Source organism: Bacillus sp. FDAARGOS_1420 (assembly GCF_019344915.1).
In the GTDB taxonomy this organism is placed as follows: Bacteria; Bacillota; Bacilli; order Bacillales; family Bacillaceae_G; genus Bacillus_A; species Bacillus_A mycoides.
In genome coordinates this window covers 922,501-940,000 of record NZ_JAHWJB010000001.1, presented here as the reverse complement: position 1 = coordinate 940,000, position 17,500 = coordinate 922,501, and the positions used below count along the sequence as shown (strand labels likewise).

Here is a 17,500-nt window from a genome sequence, read left to right as displayed (position 1 = left end):
AGAGCCCGTTAATGGGTGATGGCGTGCCTTTTGTAGAATGAACCGGCGAGTTACGATCCCGTGCGAGGTTAAGCTGAAGAGGCGGAGCCGCAGCGAAAGCGAGTCTGAATAGGGCGTTTAGTACGTGGTCGTAGACCCGAAACCAGGTGATCTACCCATGTCCAGGGTGAAGTTCAGGTAACACTGAATGGAGGCCCGAACCCACGCACGTTGAAAAGTGCGGGGATGAGGTGTGGGTAGCGGAGAAATTCCAATCGAACCTGGAGATAGCTGGTTCTCCCCGAAATAGCTTTAGGGCTAGCCTTAAGTGTAAGAGTCTTGGAGGTAGAGCACTGATTGAACTAGGGGTCCTCATCGGATTACCGAATTCAGTCAAACTCCGAATGCCAATGACTTATCCTTAGGAGTCAGACTGCGAGTGATAAGATCCGTAGTCAAGAGGGAAACAGCCCAGATCGCCAGCTAAGGTCCCAAAGTGTGTATTAAGTGGAAAAGGATGTGGAGTTGCTTAGACAACTAGGATGTTGGCTCAGAAGCAGCCACCATTTAAAGAGTGCGTAATAGCTCACTAGTCGAGTGACTCTGCGCCGAAAATGTACCGGGGCTAAATACACCACCGAAGCTGCGAATTGATACCAATGGTATCAGTGGTAGGGGAGCGTTCTAAGTGCAGTGAAGTCAGACCGGAAGGACTGGTGGAGCGCTTAGAAGTGAGAATGCCGGTATGAGTAGCGAAAGACGGGTGAGAATCCCGTCCACCGAATGCCTAAGGTTTCCTGAGGAAGGCTCGTCCGCTCAGGGTTAGTCAGGACCTAAGCCGAGGCCGACAGGCGTAGGCGATGGACAACAGGTTGATATTCCTGTACCACCTCTTTATCGTTTGAGCAATGGAGGGACGCAGAAGGATAGAAGAAGCGTGCGATTGGTTGTGCACGTCCAAGCAGTTAGGCTGATAAGTAGGCAAATCCGCTTATCATGAAGGCTGAGCTGTGATGGGGAAGCTCCTTATGGAGCGAAGTCTTTGATTCCCCGCTGCCAAGAAAAGCTTCTAGCGAGATAAAAGGTGCCTGTACCGCAAACCGACACAGGTAGGCGAGGAGAGAATCCTAAGGTGTGCGAGAGAACTCTGGTTAAGGAACTCGGCAAAATGACCCCGTAACTTCGGGAGAAGGGGTGCTTTCTTAACGGAAAGCCGCAGTGAATAGGCCCAAGCGACTGTTTAGCAAAAACACAGGTCTCTGCGAAGCCGTAAGGCGAAGTATAGGGGCTGACACCTGCCCGGTGCTGGAAGGTTAAGGAGAGGGGTTAGCGTAAGCGAAGCTCTGAACTGAAGCCCCAGTAAACGGCGGCCGTAACTATAACGGTCCTAAGGTAGCGAAATTCCTTGTCGGGTAAGTTCCGACCCGCACGAAAGGTGTAACGATTTGGGCACTGTCTCAACCAGAGACTCGGTGAAATTATAGTACCTGTGAAGATGCAGGTTACCCGCGACAGGACGGAAAGACCCCGTGGAGCTTTACTGTAGCCTGATATTGAATTTTGGTACAGTTTGTACAGGATAGGCGGGAGCCATTGAAACCGGAGCGCTAGCTTCGGTGGAGGCGCTGGTGGGATACCGCCCTGACTGTATTGAAATTCTAACCTACGGGTCTTATCGACCCGGGAGACAGTGTCAGGTGGGCAGTTTGACTGGGGCGGTCGCCTCCTAAAGTGTAACGGAGGCGCCCAAAGGTTCCCTCAGAATGGTTGGAAATCATTCGTAGAGTGCAAAGGCATAAGGGAGCTTGACTGCGAGACCTACAAGTCGAGCAGGGACGAAAGTCGGGCTTAGTGATCCGGTGGTTCCGCATGGAAGGGCCATCGCTCAACGGATAAAAGCTACCCCGGGGATAACAGGCTTATCTCCCCCAAGAGTCCACATCGACGGGGAGGTTTGGCACCTCGATGTCGGCTCATCGCATCCTGGGGCTGTAGTCGGTCCCAAGGGTTGGGCTGTTCGCCCATTAAAGCGGTACGCGAGCTGGGTTCAGAACGTCGTGAGACAGTTCGGTCCCTATCCGTCGTGGGCGCAGGAAATTTGAGAGGAGCTGTCCTTAGTACGAGAGGACCGGGATGGACGCACCGCTGGTGTACCAGTTGTTCTGCCAAGGGCATAGCTGGGTAGCTATGTGCGGAAGGGATAAGTGCTGAAAGCATCTAAGCATGAAGCCCCCCTCAAGATGAGATTTCCCATAGCGTAAGCTAGTAAGATCCCTGAAAGATGATCAGGTTGATAGGTTCGAGGTGGAAGCATGGTGACATGTGGAGCTGACGAATACTAATAGATCGAGGACTTAACCATATAATATGAAGCAAATGTTATCTAGTTTTGAAGGAATATACCTTCAATAGTTTGGTGATGATGGCAGAGAGGTCACACCCGTTCCCATACCGAACACGGAAGTTAAGCTCTCTAGCGCCGATGGTAGTTGGGACCTTGTCCCTGTGAGAGTAGGACGTCGCCAAGCAAGATAAAAACACGAGTCATTTGACTCGTGTTTTTTTTATTTCCCATGAAATAGGCCCGGTTCTGCTAGTAAAAATGCTGAAATATAGTAAGGGATTTTTTGAGCAGAAATATTGAGAAATTGATAAATAAACGGATAATCTTCAGATCCATAGCTTCCAAGTAAGTCATACCACCAATCTGTTTCATACCTAGAAATCATACTTAAATTATAGAGCAATAAATAATGAACAAGGAGCTCAGGCAACACTGGCTTAGAGTTTCTAGGGTCAGTCGTAAGTGGTAAATAATAAGTGTCAGTAAGATGCTCATAGTATAAAGGTGTGCTATACATAGGATTCCATGATTGAATAGGTGCTGAAAAAAACACATTTAATTCATTGTTTTTCTCAGGTACGTGTTGTATTGATAAATGCTTACAAGCTGTTTCGATGTAACGAGAAAATCTCTCTTTGGTCATATGTAGTCGATCTAGTATGTTGACTGAAAAAGAGAGTTCATTTTTATTTGTTGAATCAATTTTATATAATGTTGTTCCTTTTTGACTATAGCGAAATAAATGTTGTAATTCAGGGATTTTCCCCATTAGCTCTAACATATTAAACTTTTCTGTTTCTAAGTGTTTCATGTGAAACAGTTGTTCTGCCGCGTGAGTAAATAGTCCATTTTTCTGTATTTTCACTTCATCTTCTAAAAATTGATATCCTTGTTTTTTTCGTTTACGGGTTGTCACTCCATGTGCTAAAACGGTTGTTGATTCTGGGTAGTTAGGATCAATAGTTAACAAGCAAGCTTTAAACAGTTGGCTAATTCCATAAAATAACAACATTGGCTGAATCGAAAAGGGGGCCACCTTATATAATTCATAATAATTTCTCCCGTGTTCTAAGTAGTAAATAAAGGGATAACAGTTTTCAAAACTTTTTTTTTCAGCATCTTGTATGGAGGATTTTTCATAACAACGGGCAAGATAACGTTGTACATTTTGAGATGAAAAAAAGAAACTTAATTGCTGCCAAGTACAATGTGTTTGATGCATATATTACGCTCCTTTTATTGTCTAAAAATTCTAACATATATATACGTCCTTGACAGTATTTTAACCAATTGATAAGCTACTAATAATAATTTCTGGTATCATGGGGGGAACAATTATGTGGGAATCTAAATTTGTTAAAGAAGGTTTGACTTTTGATGATGTATTACTTGTACCAGCGAGGTCAGATATATTACCAAGAGAAGTAAGTGTTAAAACAGTTTTATCTGAAAGCTTACAGTTAAACATCCCGTTAATTAGTGCAGGAATGGATACAGTAACAGAAGCTGACATGGCTATTGCAATGGCTCGCCAAGGCGGTTTAGGAATTATTCATAAGAATATGTCTATTGAGCAACAGGCAGAGCAAGTTGATAAAGTAAAGCGCTCTGAAAGCGGCGTTATTTCAGATCCTTTCTTCTTAACTCCAGAACATCAAGTATATGATGCAGAACATCTTATGGGAAAATATCGTATCTCAGGTGTACCAGTTGTAAATAATTTAGATGAGCGAAAATTAGTTGGTATTATTACAAACCGTGATATGCGTTTCATCCAAGACTACTCAATCAAAATTTCTGACGTAATGACAAAAGAACAGTTAATTACAGCTCCAGTTGGTACTACACTGGAAGAAGCTGAAAAAATCCTACAAAAGTATAAAATTGAAAAGCTCCCTCTTGTTGATAATAACGGTGTATTACAAGGGCTTATTACAATAAAAGATATTGAAAAAGTAATTGAATTCCCAAACTCTGCTAAAGATAAGCAAGGACGCTTATTAGTTGGAGCAGCTGTTGGTGTAACGGCTGATGCAATGCTTCGTATCGATGCATTAGTAAAAGCTAGCGTAGATGCAATTGTACTTGATACAGCTCATGGGCATTCTAAAGGTGTTATTGAAAAAGTAAAAGAAGTTCGTGCGAAATATCCAGCACTAAATATTATCGCTGGAAATGTTGCTACAGCTGAAGCAACGAAAGCATTAATTGAGGCTGGTGCAAACGTAGTTAAAGTTGGTATTGGACCAGGTTCTATTTGTACAACGCGTGTTGTAGCTGGTGTTGGTGTACCACAATTAACAGCAGTTTATGATTGTGCAACAGAAGCTCGTAAACACGGTATTCCAGTTATTGCTGATGGCGGTGTTAAGTACTCTGGTGATATGGTTAAAGCTTTAGCAGCAGGAGCACACGTTGTTATGCTAGGTAGTATGTTTGCTGGTGTTGCTGAAAGCCCTGGAGAAACTGAAATTTACCAAGGTCGCCAATTTAAAGTATATCGTGGTATGGGTTCTGTTGGAGCGATGGAAAAAGGAAGTAAAGATCGTTACTTCCAAGAAGGAAACAAAAAACTTGTTCCTGAAGGTATTGAAGGACGCGTACCATATAAAGGACCTTTAGCAGATACAGTTCATCAATTAGTTGGTGGATTACGTGCAGGTATGGGATATTGCGGAGCGCAGAATTTAGAATTCTTACGTGAGAATGCACAGTTCATTCGTATGTCAGGTGCTGGTTTACGTGAAAGCCATCCTCATCACGTACAGATTACAAAAGAGGCTCCAAACTACTCATTGTAATGTCTTATATACAAATAGACAGAGATTTGATATCTCTGTCTATTTTTTTTTGATTATGTTAGAATAACGGTTATGTGAGTACATAGATATTGGGGGTAGCAAAAGTGAAAGGTATGTTTTGCAAAAGATTCATTGCGTTGGTAACAGTGCTTACAATAGCTTGTAGCATGTTTGCACCATATAGCAATGCATCAGCAGAAACAGCAGCTGCTTTAAACATTGAAGCAGCTGCAGCGATTTTAGTTGAAGCGAATTCTGGGAAAATTGTATATCAAAAGAATGCAGATGAATTATTATCAATTGCTAGTATGACAAAGATGATGAGTGAATATTTAGTTCATGAAGCAGTGGATAAAGGAAAACTTAAGTGGGATCAAAAAATTAAGGTTTCTGAATATGCATATAAGATTTCACAAGATGCTTCATTATCAAATGTTGCATTAGAAAATGGTGGCCTGTATACAGTAAAAGAGTTATACGAGGCAATGGCAATATTTTCTGCAAATGGTGCAACAATTGCATTAGCAGAAGCAATTGCAGGTAAAGAAGTAGATTTCGTAAAAATGATGAATGATAAAGCGAAAGAACTAGGATTGAAAAATTATAAATTTGTTAATTCTACGGGTTTAACGAACAAAGATTTAAAAGGGATGCATCCTGAAGGTACAACACCGGATGAAGAAAATAAAATGTCTGCGAAGGATGTTGCAACTTTAGCGCAACATTTAATTAAAGATTATCCAAAAGTGTTAGATACAGCAAAAATCCCGAAAAAAGTTTTCCGTCCAGAAAAAGAGAAATTTGGGATGTCGAACTGGAACTGGATGTTAAAGGGTTTAGTTAAAGAATATGACGGAGTAGATGGTCTAAAAACAGGATCAACTCCAGAAGCAGGGGACTGCTTCACTGGTACGGTTGAACGAAATGGTATGCGTTTTATTTCTGTAGTTATTAAAACAAGTTCTCATACAGCGCGTTTCGATGAGACGAAGAAATTATATGATTATGGCTTTGCTAACTTTGAAATGAAGAAAATGTATGAAAAAGGTTCTTCGGTCAAAGGAAAAGAAACAGTAAGAGTTGAAAATGCGAAAGATAAAGATGTAGCAGTTCAAACGAAGCAAGCTGTTTCACTTCCGGTGCCAAAGGGAAGTAAAGACGTTTATAAAACAGAATTTAAAGAAGGAAATAAGGGACAAGAAGCACCTCTGAAAAAGGGAGTTGCACTTGGACAAATGGTTGTAACGTCTAAAGATAGTAATGATCCTGGATTTTTATCAGGAAAATCATTACAAGTAGACCTTGTAACAAAATCTGAAGTAGAAGAGGCAGGCTGGTTTACACGTTCTATGCGCGGAATTGGTTCTTTCTTTAGTGGTATGTGGAATGGTGCTATTGATACAGTAAAAGGTTGGTTTTAAAAGCTCCTCATTGTAGGAGCTTTTTCTTATTCCTATTTTTCATACCGACTTTATGAAAAAGTAGTAGACAAGCATCAGATAGTTAATGGTAGAATGTAAGAGTATTCTTAATTTTCTTCTTTAACGGGGAAAGCAATTCACCTAGGGGGGTTTTTGTACATGACAAATGTAACAGGGACAGAACGTGTAAAACGTGGAATGGCAGAAATGCAAAAAGGCGGCGTTATTATGGACGTAGTTAACGCTGAGCAAGCAAGGATTGCAGAAGAGGCAGGCGCGGTTGCTGTTATGGCATTAGAGCGTGTACCAGCAGATATTCGTGCAGCAGGTGGCGTTTCTCGTATGGCAGATCCAACAATTGTTGAAGAAGTTATGGGTGCTGTATCAATTCCGGTTATGGCAAAATGTCGTATCGGTCACCTTGTAGAAGCACGTGTATTAGAATCATTAGGGGTAGACTATATCGATGAGAGTGAAGTATTGACTCCTGCTGATGAAGTATACCATTTAAATAAACGTGATTACACAGTTCCGTTTGTATGTGGTTGCCGCGATATCGGAGAAGCTGCACGTCGTATTGCAGAAGGTGCAGCTATGCTTCGTACAAAAGGTGAACCTGGAACAGGAAACATTGTAGAGGCAGTGCGTCATATGCGCCAAGTCAATGCAGAAATCCGTCAAGTTGCAAGTCTACGTGAAGATGAGTTAATGACATATGCAAAAAATACTGGTGCTCCTTATGAAGTACTACTTGAAATTAAACGCCTTGGTCGCCTGCCAGTTGTAAACTTTGCAGCAGGTGGTGTAGCAACACCAGCAGATGCAGCGTTAATGATGCAACTTGGTGCTGATGGTGTATTTGTTGGATCTGGTATCTTCAAATCAGAGAACCCAGAGAAATTTGCACGTGCAATCGTTGAAGCAACGACTCATTATGAAGATTACGAACTAATTGCAAGCCTTTCTAAAGGATTAGGTAATGCAATGAAAGGTATCGAAATTTCAACGTTATTACCAGAACAACGCATGCAAGAGCGTGGATGGTAATTAAAGGAGATCTTTAAAATGGTGAAAATCGGTGTACTAGGTCTTCAAGGTGCAGTTCGTGAGCATGTAAAATCAGTTGAGGCAAGTGGTGCAGAAGCTGTTGTTGTAAAGCGTATAGAGCAACTTGAAGAGATTGATGGTCTTATTTTACCAGGCGGTGAAAGTACAACAATGCGCCGTCTTATTGATAAGTATGCTTTCATGGAGCCTCTTCGTACATTTGCGAAGTCTGGTAAACCAATGTTTGGTACATGTGCAGGAATGATTCTTCTTGCGAAAACACTTATTGGCTATGAAGAAGCACATATTGGTGCTATGGATATTACGGTTGAGCGCAATGCGTTCGGACGCCAAAAAGATAGTTTTGAAGCTGCACTTTCAATGAAAGGTGTGGGAGAAGACTTTGTTGGTGTATTTATCCGTGCTCCGTATGTTGTAAATGTAGCTGATGATGTTGAAGTACTTTCTATGCATGGCGAGCGAATGGTAGCGGTAAGGCAGGGGCCGTTTTTAGCTGCTTCTTTCCATCCGGAATTAACGGATGATCATCGTGTAACAGCATACTTTGTAGAAATGGTAAAAGAAGCGAAAATGAAAAAAGTTGTATAAGTAACTTGCAACTTGTATAAGATTATAGTAAATTGATGATAACAATTTTATAAAATAAGCGTGTTGATAGGAAGTAGTAACAAATGTTGTTTCTTATAGAGAGTCGATGGTTGGTGGAAATCGATAGAAACAGTTTGTGAATCCATCCTGGAATGGAATGTGGAATATCTTTTGATTAGTAAACATTCCCGGTGAAGAGCCGTTATTTCTACTTGAGAGGAAAGCGGTAATGCTTTCAACTAGGGTGGCAACGCGGGTTAACTCCCGTCCCTTTGTATAGGGACGGGAGTTTTTTGTGTTTTATAAAATAAAAGGAGGAGTATATAATGCTTGATATTAAATTTTTACGTACGAATTTTGAAGAAGTAAAGGCAAAATTACAGCATAGAGGCGAAGATTTAACGGATTTTGGTCGCTTTGAAGAACTTGATACGAGAAGAAGAGAGCTACTTGTTCAAACAGAAGAACTAAAAAGTAAACGTAACGAAGTATCTCAACAAATTTCAGTATTAAAGCGTGAAAAGAAAGATGCGGAAGCCCTAATTCTAGAAATGCGTGAAGTTGGGGAAAAAGTAAAAGATCTTGATAATGAGCTTCGTACAGTTGAAGAAGATTTAGAAAGATTAATGCTATCTATCCCAAATATCCCTCATGAATCTGCTCCAATAGGTGAAACAGAGGATGATAACGTAGTAGCACGTACTTGGGGAGAAGTGAAAGAATTTACTTATGAGCCAAAACCGCATTGGGATCTTGCTACTGATTTAGGGATTCTAGATTTTGAACGTGCTGGGAAAGTAACAGGAAGCCGATTTGTATTTTACAAAGGTGCTGGTGCAAGATTAGAACGTGCTTTGATTAGCTTTATGCTTGACCTTCATACTGATGAGCATGGATATGAGGAAGTATTGCCTCCTTATATGGTAAACCGTGCAAGTATGACAGGAACAGGACAACTTCCGAAGTTTGAAGAAGATGCATTCCGTATTGAAAGTGAAGATTATTTCCTAATCCCAACAGCTGAAGTACCTGTAACGAATATGCATCGTGATGAGATTGTGAGTAAAGAGCAATTGCCGATACGATATGCTGCGTTTAGCTCATGCTTCCGTTCTGAAGCAGGTTCAGCTGGTCGTGATACACGTGGTTTAATTCGCCAACACCAATTTAATAAAGTTGAACTTGTTAAGTTCGTGCAACCAGAAGATTCTTACGAAGAGTTAGAAAAATTAACAAATGATGCAGAGCGCGTGTTACAATTATTAGAGTTGCCATATCGCGTTATGAGCATGTGTACAGGAGATTTAGGATTTACAGCAGCGAAGAAATACGATATTGAAGTATGGATTCCAAGCTATGGTACATATCGTGAAATTTCTTCTTGTAGTAATTTTGAGGCATTCCAAGCGAGACGCGCGAATATCCGTTTCCGTCGTGAGCCAAATGGCAAACCGGAACATGTTCATACACTAAATGGATCTGGTCTTGCAATTGGACGTACAGTGGCAGCTATTTTAGAGAACTACCAACAAGAAGATGGTACAATTATAATTCCAGAAGTTCTTCGCCCTTATATGGGAGGAAAAACAGTTATTAAATAAGTTAAAACATTCATCGGTATGAGTGATTGGTAATTATGGACGTTGTCAGCAGTGTCATAAAGGAGAGGGGAAGTAAAATTTTCCTTTCCTCATAATTTGTTATAGTAGGGTTGACTAACTGTTTTTCTTTTGATATTATATTTGATGTCAATATGGAGGTATACCCAAGTCTGGCTGAAGGGATCGGTCTTGAAAACCGACAGGCGGCGAGAGTCGCGCGGGGGTTCGAATCCCTCTACCTCCTCCAGATATAATTGACAACAGCGCATATAAGTGGAGATTGGAGAACTCGTTACCAACACGTAACGAGTTTTTATTTTAAAACCAATCATAAAGTATGATGTAAGGATATAGTGTCCTTATTACACACTCATATTCCGATGATTATCTTCATAGATATGAAAGGAGTTAACATGGATCTTATTATACAAACATTTCCTTTAGATGGAAAAACTTTATATTATGTACAATGTCCTGTCTGTAAGAACAATAGAATTTTAAACAGTGGTGCAAATGTGTCGCGCATTATAAGTGATGATACATTCCGTAAACTTTGTGGTTGCACTTGTGATGTAAAACAGGTTGCAAAAAAAGTAGAGGTACCAAAAGAAGCTGAAAAACCAGCTGTGCAAAAAGAAGTAACTCCAAAACGTACAGGGAAATTACTAACAGCAGTAATTAATGGGAAAGAATTGACTGTTAAAGAGATTGCTGAAACATATGATATTAGTACGAGTACTGTTCGTCAGCGTATTAATGCTGGAAAGCCAGAGAGTGAAATTATTGCTCCGACAAAAAAGAAAAAGTAATTTCATAGGAAAACCCGTGCATATGCACGGGTTTTTTATTTTACAAGTTTACGTGTTTGTTTTAAAAAATGTCCAATTTTTTTAATGATTGGTTCGATTGAATCGCCATCTTTTAAAATATCGTATTCATTAATGTTTAATCGTAAAACAGGGCATGAATTAAAGTTATTAATCCAGTTATCGTAACGTCCATGCATCTCTTTCCAATATTCAATTGGTGTTTGCTGCTCCATGGGACGTCCTCGCTCTTGAATACGATCGACAATATCATCAAAAGAACCTTCTAGGTAAATTAATAAGTCTGGGTGAGGGAAGTAAGGAGTCATGACCATAGCATCAAATAAACCTTTGTATGTTTCATAATCAGTTTCAGTCATTGTACCCTTTTCGTAATGCATTTTTGCGAAAATACCAGTGTCCTCATAGATAGAACGGTCTTGAACAAAACCGCCACCATATTCGAAAATTCTTTTTTGTTCTTTAAATCGTTCTGCTAAAAAGTAAACTTGTAAGTGAAAGCTCCAGCGTGTGAAATCAGCATAGAACTTGTCCAAATATGGGTTGGAATCTACTTTTTCAAAAGATGTACGATAACCTAAAGCGTTAGCCAATGCAGTTGTCATAGTTGATTTACCGACACCTACTGTTCCAGCAATAGTGATAACTGCATCATTTGGTATATCATATTTTTGCCTTAAATTCATTGTTATTTCGACTCCTTCAAGAGAGTATTTTGAAGAGCTGATAAGATGACATTTAAATCATCAGGATTTCTTACAAAATCCATATCGTCTCCATTAAATTTTAATACCGGAATATCTGGATGGTCCTTTTTGAAAGCATCCATTGCTGTTTCGTAATCTTTTGTAAGCTGTAGCAAGTAATTTGGATCCATATTTTTTTCGAATTCTCTTCCGCGCATGGCAATTCGTTTTTGCAATGTTTCTAGGCTTGCTGTTAAATAAACGATGACATTTGGTACAGGCATATCTTGCGTAAGAATGCGATAAATTTGCATGTATTTATCATATTGAGAATCTTTTAATGTACGGGATGCAAAAATTAAATTTTTAAATATATGATAATCTGCTACTACAGGCTTTCTTTGATTCAAATACTTTATGTTAATATCCTCTAGTTGTTTGTATCTATTACAAAGAAAGAACATCTCTGTTTGAAAACTCCATTCGTCGATGTCTTCGTAGAATTTTCCTAAAAAAGGATTTTCATCAACAATCTCTTTTAGTAAGTGGAGTTGCATGTGAGTTGAAAGTTCCTTCGCAAGTGAAGTTTTTCCAACACCAATTGGTCCTTCAACCGTGATAAATGGTACTCCGGTCACGCTGTTTCCTCCTTTCAATCAGTGATTTACCGTGACTACTAAAAACACAAAACAGAATTATTGTAGCACAAGAGGAGAGCGAGCGGACTAATTTGATATAAAAAGTTAGAAAATAGATATGTATTAATTAAATTTTATTTGGGATGACGGTACAATATTTGCCTTTAATGTGGCTTCCATTATTTTTAAAGCATGTTCATTATCTTGCTCGTTATTAGAAGCGATGCAATCCCGTGGTACATAAAGTGTATAATTTCTCATATGGGCATCATTAGCTGTAAAAAGGATGCATATGTTCCCGGCAATTCCTGTTAAAATGAGATTTTCGATTTTTAAATAACCTAATAAAGAATTCAAAGGTGTTTCATAAAAAGCAGAGTAATGTGGTTTAATAAAAATATAATCGTCAGTATGCGGAGCAATGGCCTCGATAATATTTTTACTATACTCATTTGTACAATGAGTGATAAGTTGATCAATATCAGATCTCCAAAGTTGATAGTGATCATTGACATAAATTATTGGATAGCCCAATGATTTCATGGTGTCCTTTAATTGTAAAATGGGGTTCTTTATAATTTCACATTTCTGTGCCAGGATGGATCCGTGGGAGAATTGAAAATCATTAATCATATCGATAATGAGTAAGGCAGTATTTTTCATATGTAATTCCCTCTCTTTCTTCTTTAGGTTGGATTGAATTTGTAAAAGTTATCCCACCTGCAAGAAATGAAAAAGTGTATTTTATTTTTGGTGAAAGGACTATATTATGGAGCGAGATATATATTTTATGCAGTTAGCAATAGAGGAAGCGAAGAAGGCGGAGGCGATACAAGAGGTACCAATTGGTGCTGTAATTGTGCTAGATGGTGAAGTGATTAGTGTCGCACATAACTTAAGAGAAACTGAACAGAGATCAATAGCTCACGCCGAGCTCTTAGCTATTGATGAAGCTTGCAAAAAATTAGGGACATGGCGTTTAGAAGATGCAACGTTATATGTAACATTAGAACCTTGCCCAATGTGTGCAGGGGGAATTGTTTTATCGCGTATAAAACGGGTTGTATATGGTGCGAGCGATCCGAAAGGTGGATGTGCAGGTACGTTGATGAATCTTTTAACTGATGAGCGTTTTAATCATCAGTGTGAAGTAGTGGCTGGTGTACTTGAAGAGGAATGTGGTACGTTGTTAACGATTTTTTTTAGGGAGCTTCGTAAGAAAAGAAAAGAAGTGAAAAAACTAGAGAAAAGTAATGGTAACTAACGTATTTGCATTTTGTAAAAAAACAAGTTATACTGATAATGCCTTATCCAAGGCAACCGAATATTGGTTTTAACTTTGCCGTGCTAAGCGGGGAGGTAGCGGTGCCCTATACTCGCAATCCGCTCTAGCGAGGCTGAATCCCTTCTCGAGGTTATGCTGCTGTAAGGTCTGCCTTAAGTAAGTGGTGTTGACGTTTGGGTCCTGCGCAACGGGACCCCGTGAACCTTGTCAGGTCCGGAAGGAAGCAGCAATAAGCGGGTTTTCTCGTGTGCCGCAGGAGTGCCTGAACCGAGCTAACTGCTTGAGTAACGCTTATGGTACGTAATCGACAGAAGGTGCACGGCAGTTATATATGTATACAAAACTCACCTTTATATAAAGGTGAGTTTTTTGTATGGAAAATAACTTTTGGAATCTATAAACAGAATGGGTTATAATAAATAAGATAATAACCTTTGAGGGAGGCCGTATTTTCGTGTCATACCAAGCGTTATACCGAACATGGAGACCGCAAAAATTCGAAGATGTAGTCGGTCAAAAGCACGTGACAAAAACGTTGCAAAATGCCCTTCTTCAAGAGAAAGCTTCACATGCTTATTTGTTTTCGGGTCCGAGGGGAACAGGGAAAACGACAATTGCAAAAGTATTTGCAAAGGCAATTAACTGTGAACACGCCCCGGTAGCTGAACCTTGTAATGAATGTCCTTCTTGTTTAGGAATTACACAAGGGTCTATTTCAGATGTATTAGAAATTGATGCGGCTTCAAATAACGGTGTAGATGAAATTCGAGATATAAGAGATAAAGTGAAATATGCTCCAAGTGCTGTAGGATATAAAGTATACATTATTGATGAAGTTCACATGCTTTCTATGGGTGCCTTTAATGCGCTTTTGAAAACTTTAGAAGAGCCACCAGGACATGTTATTTTTATTCTGGCGACAACAGAACCGCATAAAATTCCAGCTACAATTATTTCACGTTGTCAGCGTTTTGAGTTTCGAAAGATATCAGTAAATGATATCGTTGAGAGATTATCGACGGTCGTGACAAATGAAGGTACGCAAGTAGAAGATGAAGCGTTACAAATTGTAGCGCGTGCCGCCGAAGGTGGTATGCGTGATGCGCTCAGTCTTATTGATCAAGCTATTTCTTATAGTGATGAGACGGTGACGAGTGAAGATGTTTTAGCTGTAACAGGATCTGTATCTCAGCGATATTTGGGTGACCTGGTAGAATGTATACGTGAAAATGATGTATCAAGAGCGTTACGTATTATAGATGAGATGATGAGTAAAGGGAAAGATCCAGTTCGCTTTATGGAGGATTTCATTTACTACTATCGTGATATGCTTTTATATCAAACTTCACCACAATTAGAACATATGTTGGAACGGGTAATTGTAGATGATCAATTCCGTACGTTAAGTGAAGAAATGCAACCGGAAGTAATCTATGAAATTATTCATACCCTTAGTAAGGGACAACAGGAGATGAAGTGGACAAACCATCCAAGAATATTCTTGGAAGTTGTTATGGTGCAACTGTGTCAGCAATTTATGATGCAAGCAAACGGCGTAGATCGTTTGCAAGCGATTATGAACAGGATGCAGCAGCTGGAGAAAGAGTTAGAGCAAGTTAAAAAGAATGGCGTGCCAGCTGGTGTGCAGCAGGAAGTAAGAGAGACGCGGGCAACACCAAAACCGGTACGAACAGGAAGTATGAAAATTCCTGTTGGACGTGTGAATGAAGTGTTAAAGCAAGCGAAGCGTCAAGATTTAGAACAGTTAAAAGCTGTATGGGGCGAATTATTAGGAAGGCTCAAGTCACATAACAAAGTAGCATTTGCTGTTTTATTAGAAAATAGTGAACCAGTTGCGGCTTCGGATGATACCTATGTGTTAGCATTTCAATATGAGATTCATTGCAAAATGGCTAGTGAAAATCGAGAAGCGATGGATACATTGGAACAAACTCTTTTTGAATTGTTAAGTAAAAGGTTAAATATGATTGCTATCCCAAAAAGTGAATGGGGTAAAATTCGTGAAGACTTTTTACAACGCGAAGGTGGGGATTCTGAAGAAAGCCCAGAACAAAAAGAAGATCCTCTTATAGAAGAGGCTGTAAAATTAGTAGGGCAAGAACTTATTGAAATAAAAGAGTAATAATAATGAGGAGGAATTAATTATGATGCGTGGCGGAATGGGAAATATGAATAATATGATGAAACAAATGCAAAAGATGCAAAAAGACATGGCGAAGGCGCAAGAAGAGCTTGGCGAAAAAACAGTTGAAGGTACAGCTGGCGGCGGAATGGTTACTGTTATTGCAAATGGTCATAAGCAAGTTCTTGAAGTGAAAATTAAAGAAGAAGTTGTAGATCCAGAAGATATCGAAATGTTACAAGACTTAGTATTAGCTGCAACGAATGATGCACTTAAAAAGGTTGATGAACTTTCAAACTCTACAATGGGCAAATTTACAAAAGGCATGAACTTACCAGGTGGAATGTTCTAGGAGGATATTGATATATGCATTATCCAGAACCGATATCAAAATTAATCGATAGTTTTATGAAGTTGCCAGGAATCGGACCGAAAACAGCGGTTCGATTGGCATTCTTCGTGTTAGATATGAAAGAGGATGATGTACTAGGTTTTGCGAAAGCACTTGTGAATGCAAAGCGAGATTTAGCGTATTGTTCTGTGTGCGGACATATCACTGACCGCGATCCTTGTTATATTTGTGACGATTCGCATAGGGATCAATCGGTTGTTTGTGTAGTACAAGAGCCGAAAGATGTAATTGCGATGGAAAAAATGAAAGAATACCAAGGTGTATATCATGTTTTGCGTGGTGCCATTTCTCCAATGGAGGGAATTGGACCAGAGGATATTAATATCCCGCAGTTATTAAAGAGACTGCAAGATGAAACAGTACAAGAAGTGATATTAGCAACAAACCCTAATATTGAAGGGGAAGCCACAGCGATGTACATATCCCGCCTCTTAAAGCCAACAGGAATTAAAGTAACTCGTATTGCACATGGTCTGCCAGTTGGTGGAGATTTAGAATATGCAGATGAAGTAACACTATCGAAAGCTTTAGAAGGCCGTAGAGAGATATAAGAGGAGAAGGGAAAATGTTCTTTCAAAAAAAGGGTAAGTTGCGTAAAGAGTATGACGATAAGTTAATTGTATTATTAGAAAAGGTAAAGAATGAATGGCTACGTCAGAAGAGACTGGTTGAACAAAGTGTTGAGCCGTCCCAAGATGTACTTTGTTCTTTAAAAATAGCAGAGGCGAAATATTTTTTCTTGTTAAAAGAAGCAAAACGTCGTCCTGTGAAAATGGAACAATGGTAAAAGGTCCTGCTTTTTAAAGCGGGACCTTTTGCTTTTTATAGATTTATTTGTGAGTAACAGGGCTACTTTATTTTTGGGATATAAAGAGGAGAAAGAAAAAGTGGGAATGGAATTAGTTGTATCTAATTGTTAGTGCTTAGAAGAAATATTATTGATTAAAGGTTATAAAGACGAAGTGGTAGGAGTTATGTTATAGATGTTCTTTTTTCTTGTCTTGTCCCATACAAATGGATATGTATAGGTCATTCATAAGGAGGAAAAAATGAATTCTACAATTATTATTGTTGGCATTCTTGCTTTGGTTTTTATTTTTCTTGTTTTTGGTGTTTCTGCTAAACCAATACGTTTTATAGGGAAAGCACTCTTTCATGTCACTTTAGGTATAGCGTTACTATTTATTGTGAATGTTGCAGGGACATATTTCGATTTTCATATTCCAATTAACATGGGCACAGCTACAGTATCAAGTTTATTAGGGGTGCCAGGTGTTGCTGCATTAGTGATTATTAAGCTATATATAATGCCAAGATAAATTTATTTTGGCATTTTTTAAAAAAGCGTTGACTTACCGATTAGTAATATGATAAATTAATAAGCGTCGTCAGGAACGAAAGAAAAAAGTTGTTGACAGATTCAGGTCAAAATGTTAAATTATAAAAGTCGCTGAAACGCGGCATTGAACTTTGAAAACTAAACGAAACAAACAACGTGAAACGTCAATTTTTATTTTTAGATGCTAGACAAACTAACTTTATTGGAGAGTTTGATCCTGGCTCAGGATGAACGCTGGCGGCGTGCCTAATACATGCAAGTCGAGCGAATGGATTAAGAGCTTGCTCTTATGAAGTTAGCGGCGGACGGGTGAGTAACACGTGGGTAACCTACCCATAAGACTGGGATAACTCCGGGAAACCGGGGCT

16 protein-coding genes, 1 tRNA gene, 3 rRNA genes, 1 other RNA gene and 1 other annotated feature (2 of these 22 running past the window's edge) are annotated in these 17,500 nt (G+C 39.4%); of the genes, 17 read left to right on the top strand and 4 right to left on the bottom strand.

Annotated elements, in window-relative coordinates; translation table 11 throughout:
• A 23S ribosomal RNA gene (locus I6L50_RS05015) occupies positions 1-2,341 on the top strand (it extends 581 nt beyond the left edge of the window).
• Between the two features lie 50 nt (positions 2,342-2,391).
• A 5S ribosomal RNA gene (rrf, locus tag I6L50_RS05010) occupies positions 2,392-2,507 on the top strand.
• Between the two features lie 36 nt (positions 2,508-2,543).
• Here rrf and I6L50_RS05005 read toward each other — a convergent pair.
• Positions 2,544-3,545 carry a YaaC family protein gene (locus I6L50_RS05005; protein ID WP_219300707.1) on the bottom strand — a complete coding sequence of 334 codons (1,002 nt, stop codon included), beginning with the start codon at positions 3,543-3,545 and terminating at the stop codon, positions 2,544-2,546.
• Between the two features lie 115 nt (positions 3,546-3,660).
• Between I6L50_RS05005 and guaB the strand changes: the two genes are divergently transcribed.
• The 7 genes from guaB to I6L50_RS04970 all read left to right on the top strand — a co-directional run bounded on the left by guaB (position 3,661) and on the right by I6L50_RS04970 (position 10,611).
• Positions 3,661-5,124 (top strand): IMP dehydrogenase, encoded by a 1,464-nt coding sequence (gene guaB, locus I6L50_RS05000; RefSeq protein ID WP_002107266.1) that lies wholly within the window; start codon positions 3,661-3,663, stop codon positions 5,122-5,124.
• Positions 5,125-5,237: 113 nt separating this feature from the next.
• The gene (locus I6L50_RS04995) at positions 5,238-6,545 is read left to right on the top strand and encodes a serine hydrolase (protein WP_219301288.1); all 1,308 of its coding nucleotides are present in this window, start codon (positions 5,238-5,240) and stop codon (positions 6,543-6,545) included.
• A 159-nt stretch (positions 6,546-6,704) separates the two neighbouring features.
• Positions 6,705-7,592: a pyridoxal 5'-phosphate synthase lyase subunit PdxS gene (gene pdxS / locus I6L50_RS04990; RefSeq protein WP_002009615.1), complete on the top strand. Its 888-nt coding sequence runs from the start codon at positions 6,705-6,707 to the stop codon at positions 7,590-7,592.
• Positions 7,593-7,610: 18 nt separating this feature from the next.
• Positions 7,611-8,201 carry a pyridoxal 5'-phosphate synthase glutaminase subunit PdxT gene (gene pdxT / locus I6L50_RS04985; RefSeq protein ID WP_002063361.1) on the top strand — a complete coding sequence of 197 codons (591 nt, stop codon included), beginning with the start codon at positions 7,611-7,613 and terminating at the stop codon, positions 8,199-8,201.
• 54 nt (positions 8,202-8,255) lie between these two features.
• Positions 8,256-8,476 (top strand) — a binding site (T-box leader).
• Between the two features lie 51 nt (positions 8,477-8,527).
• A complete protein-coding gene (serS, locus tag I6L50_RS04980; RefSeq protein WP_219300705.1) occupies positions 8,528-9,802 on the top strand; it encodes a serine--tRNA ligase in 1,275 nt (424 codons plus the stop codon).
• A gap of 154 nt (positions 9,803-9,956) precedes the next feature.
• A tRNA-Ser gene (locus I6L50_RS04975) sits at positions 9,957-10,049 on the top strand.
• A 166-nt stretch (positions 10,050-10,215) separates the two neighbouring features.
• Positions 10,216-10,611: a sigma factor-like helix-turn-helix DNA-binding protein gene (locus I6L50_RS04970; protein ID WP_002029297.1), complete on the top strand. Its 396-nt coding sequence runs from the start codon at positions 10,216-10,218 to the stop codon at positions 10,609-10,611.
• Positions 10,612-10,646: 35 nt separating this feature from the next.
• Here the strand turns inward: I6L50_RS04970 and I6L50_RS04965 are convergent, their stop codons facing one another.
• The 3 genes from I6L50_RS04965 to I6L50_RS04955 form a co-directional block, all read right to left on the bottom strand.
• Positions 10,647-11,315 carry a deoxynucleoside kinase gene (locus I6L50_RS04965; protein ID WP_002009620.1) on the bottom strand — a complete coding sequence of 223 codons (669 nt, stop codon included), beginning with the start codon at positions 11,313-11,315 and terminating at the stop codon, positions 10,647-10,649.
• Between the two features lie 2 nt (positions 11,316-11,317).
• Positions 11,318-11,953, bottom strand: a complete 636-nt coding sequence (locus tag I6L50_RS04960; RefSeq protein ID WP_002009621.1) for a deoxynucleoside kinase — start codon at positions 11,951-11,953, stop codon at positions 11,318-11,320.
• A 123-nt stretch (positions 11,954-12,076) separates the two neighbouring features.
• Positions 12,077-12,616, bottom strand: coding sequence for a cysteine hydrolase family protein (locus tag I6L50_RS04955; RefSeq protein WP_219300703.1), 540 nt, complete (start codon positions 12,614-12,616; stop codon positions 12,077-12,079).
• Between the two features lie 106 nt (positions 12,617-12,722).
• Here I6L50_RS04955 and tadA point away from each other — a divergent pair, with 106 nt between their 5' ends.
• From tadA to I6L50_RS04915, 8 genes are all read left to right on the top strand, one after another.
• A complete protein-coding gene (gene tadA / locus I6L50_RS04950) occupies positions 12,723-13,217 on the top strand; it encodes a tRNA adenosine(34) deaminase TadA (RefSeq protein WP_002063356.1) in 495 nt (164 codons plus the stop codon).
• A gap of 78 nt (positions 13,218-13,295) precedes the next feature.
• An RNA gene (gene ffs, locus I6L50_RS04945) (signal recognition particle sRNA large type) lies at positions 13,296-13,560 on the top strand.
• A gap of 132 nt (positions 13,561-13,692) precedes the next feature.
• Positions 13,693-15,381 carry a DNA polymerase III subunit gamma/tau gene (gene dnaX / locus I6L50_RS04940; protein ID WP_002130739.1) on the top strand — a complete coding sequence of 563 codons (1,689 nt, stop codon included), beginning with the start codon at positions 13,693-13,695 and terminating at the stop codon, positions 15,379-15,381.
• 25 nt (positions 15,382-15,406) lie between these two features.
• Positions 15,407-15,733 carry a YbaB/EbfC family nucleoid-associated protein gene (locus tag I6L50_RS04935; RefSeq protein ID WP_170935248.1) on the top strand — a complete coding sequence of 109 codons (327 nt, stop codon included), beginning with the start codon at positions 15,407-15,409 and terminating at the stop codon, positions 15,731-15,733.
• Positions 15,734-15,747: 14 nt separating this feature from the next.
• Positions 15,748-16,344, top strand: coding sequence for a recombination protein RecR (gene recR / locus I6L50_RS04930; RefSeq protein ID WP_002009629.1), 597 nt, complete (start codon positions 15,748-15,750; stop codon positions 16,342-16,344).
• 14 nt (positions 16,345-16,358) lie between these two features.
• Positions 16,359-16,580, top strand: a complete 222-nt coding sequence (locus I6L50_RS04925) for a YaaL family protein (protein ID WP_002009631.1) — start codon at positions 16,359-16,361, stop codon at positions 16,578-16,580.
• 262 nt (positions 16,581-16,842) lie between these two features.
• The gene (locus I6L50_RS04920) at positions 16,843-17,112 is read left to right on the top strand and encodes a pro-sigmaK processing inhibitor BofA family protein (RefSeq protein ID WP_002063354.1); all 270 of its coding nucleotides are present in this window, start codon (positions 16,843-16,845) and stop codon (positions 17,110-17,112) included.
• Between the two features lie 219 nt (positions 17,113-17,331).
• Positions 17,332-17,500: ribosomal RNA gene (locus I6L50_RS04915) — 16S ribosomal RNA — on the top strand; it runs 1,383 nt beyond the window's last position.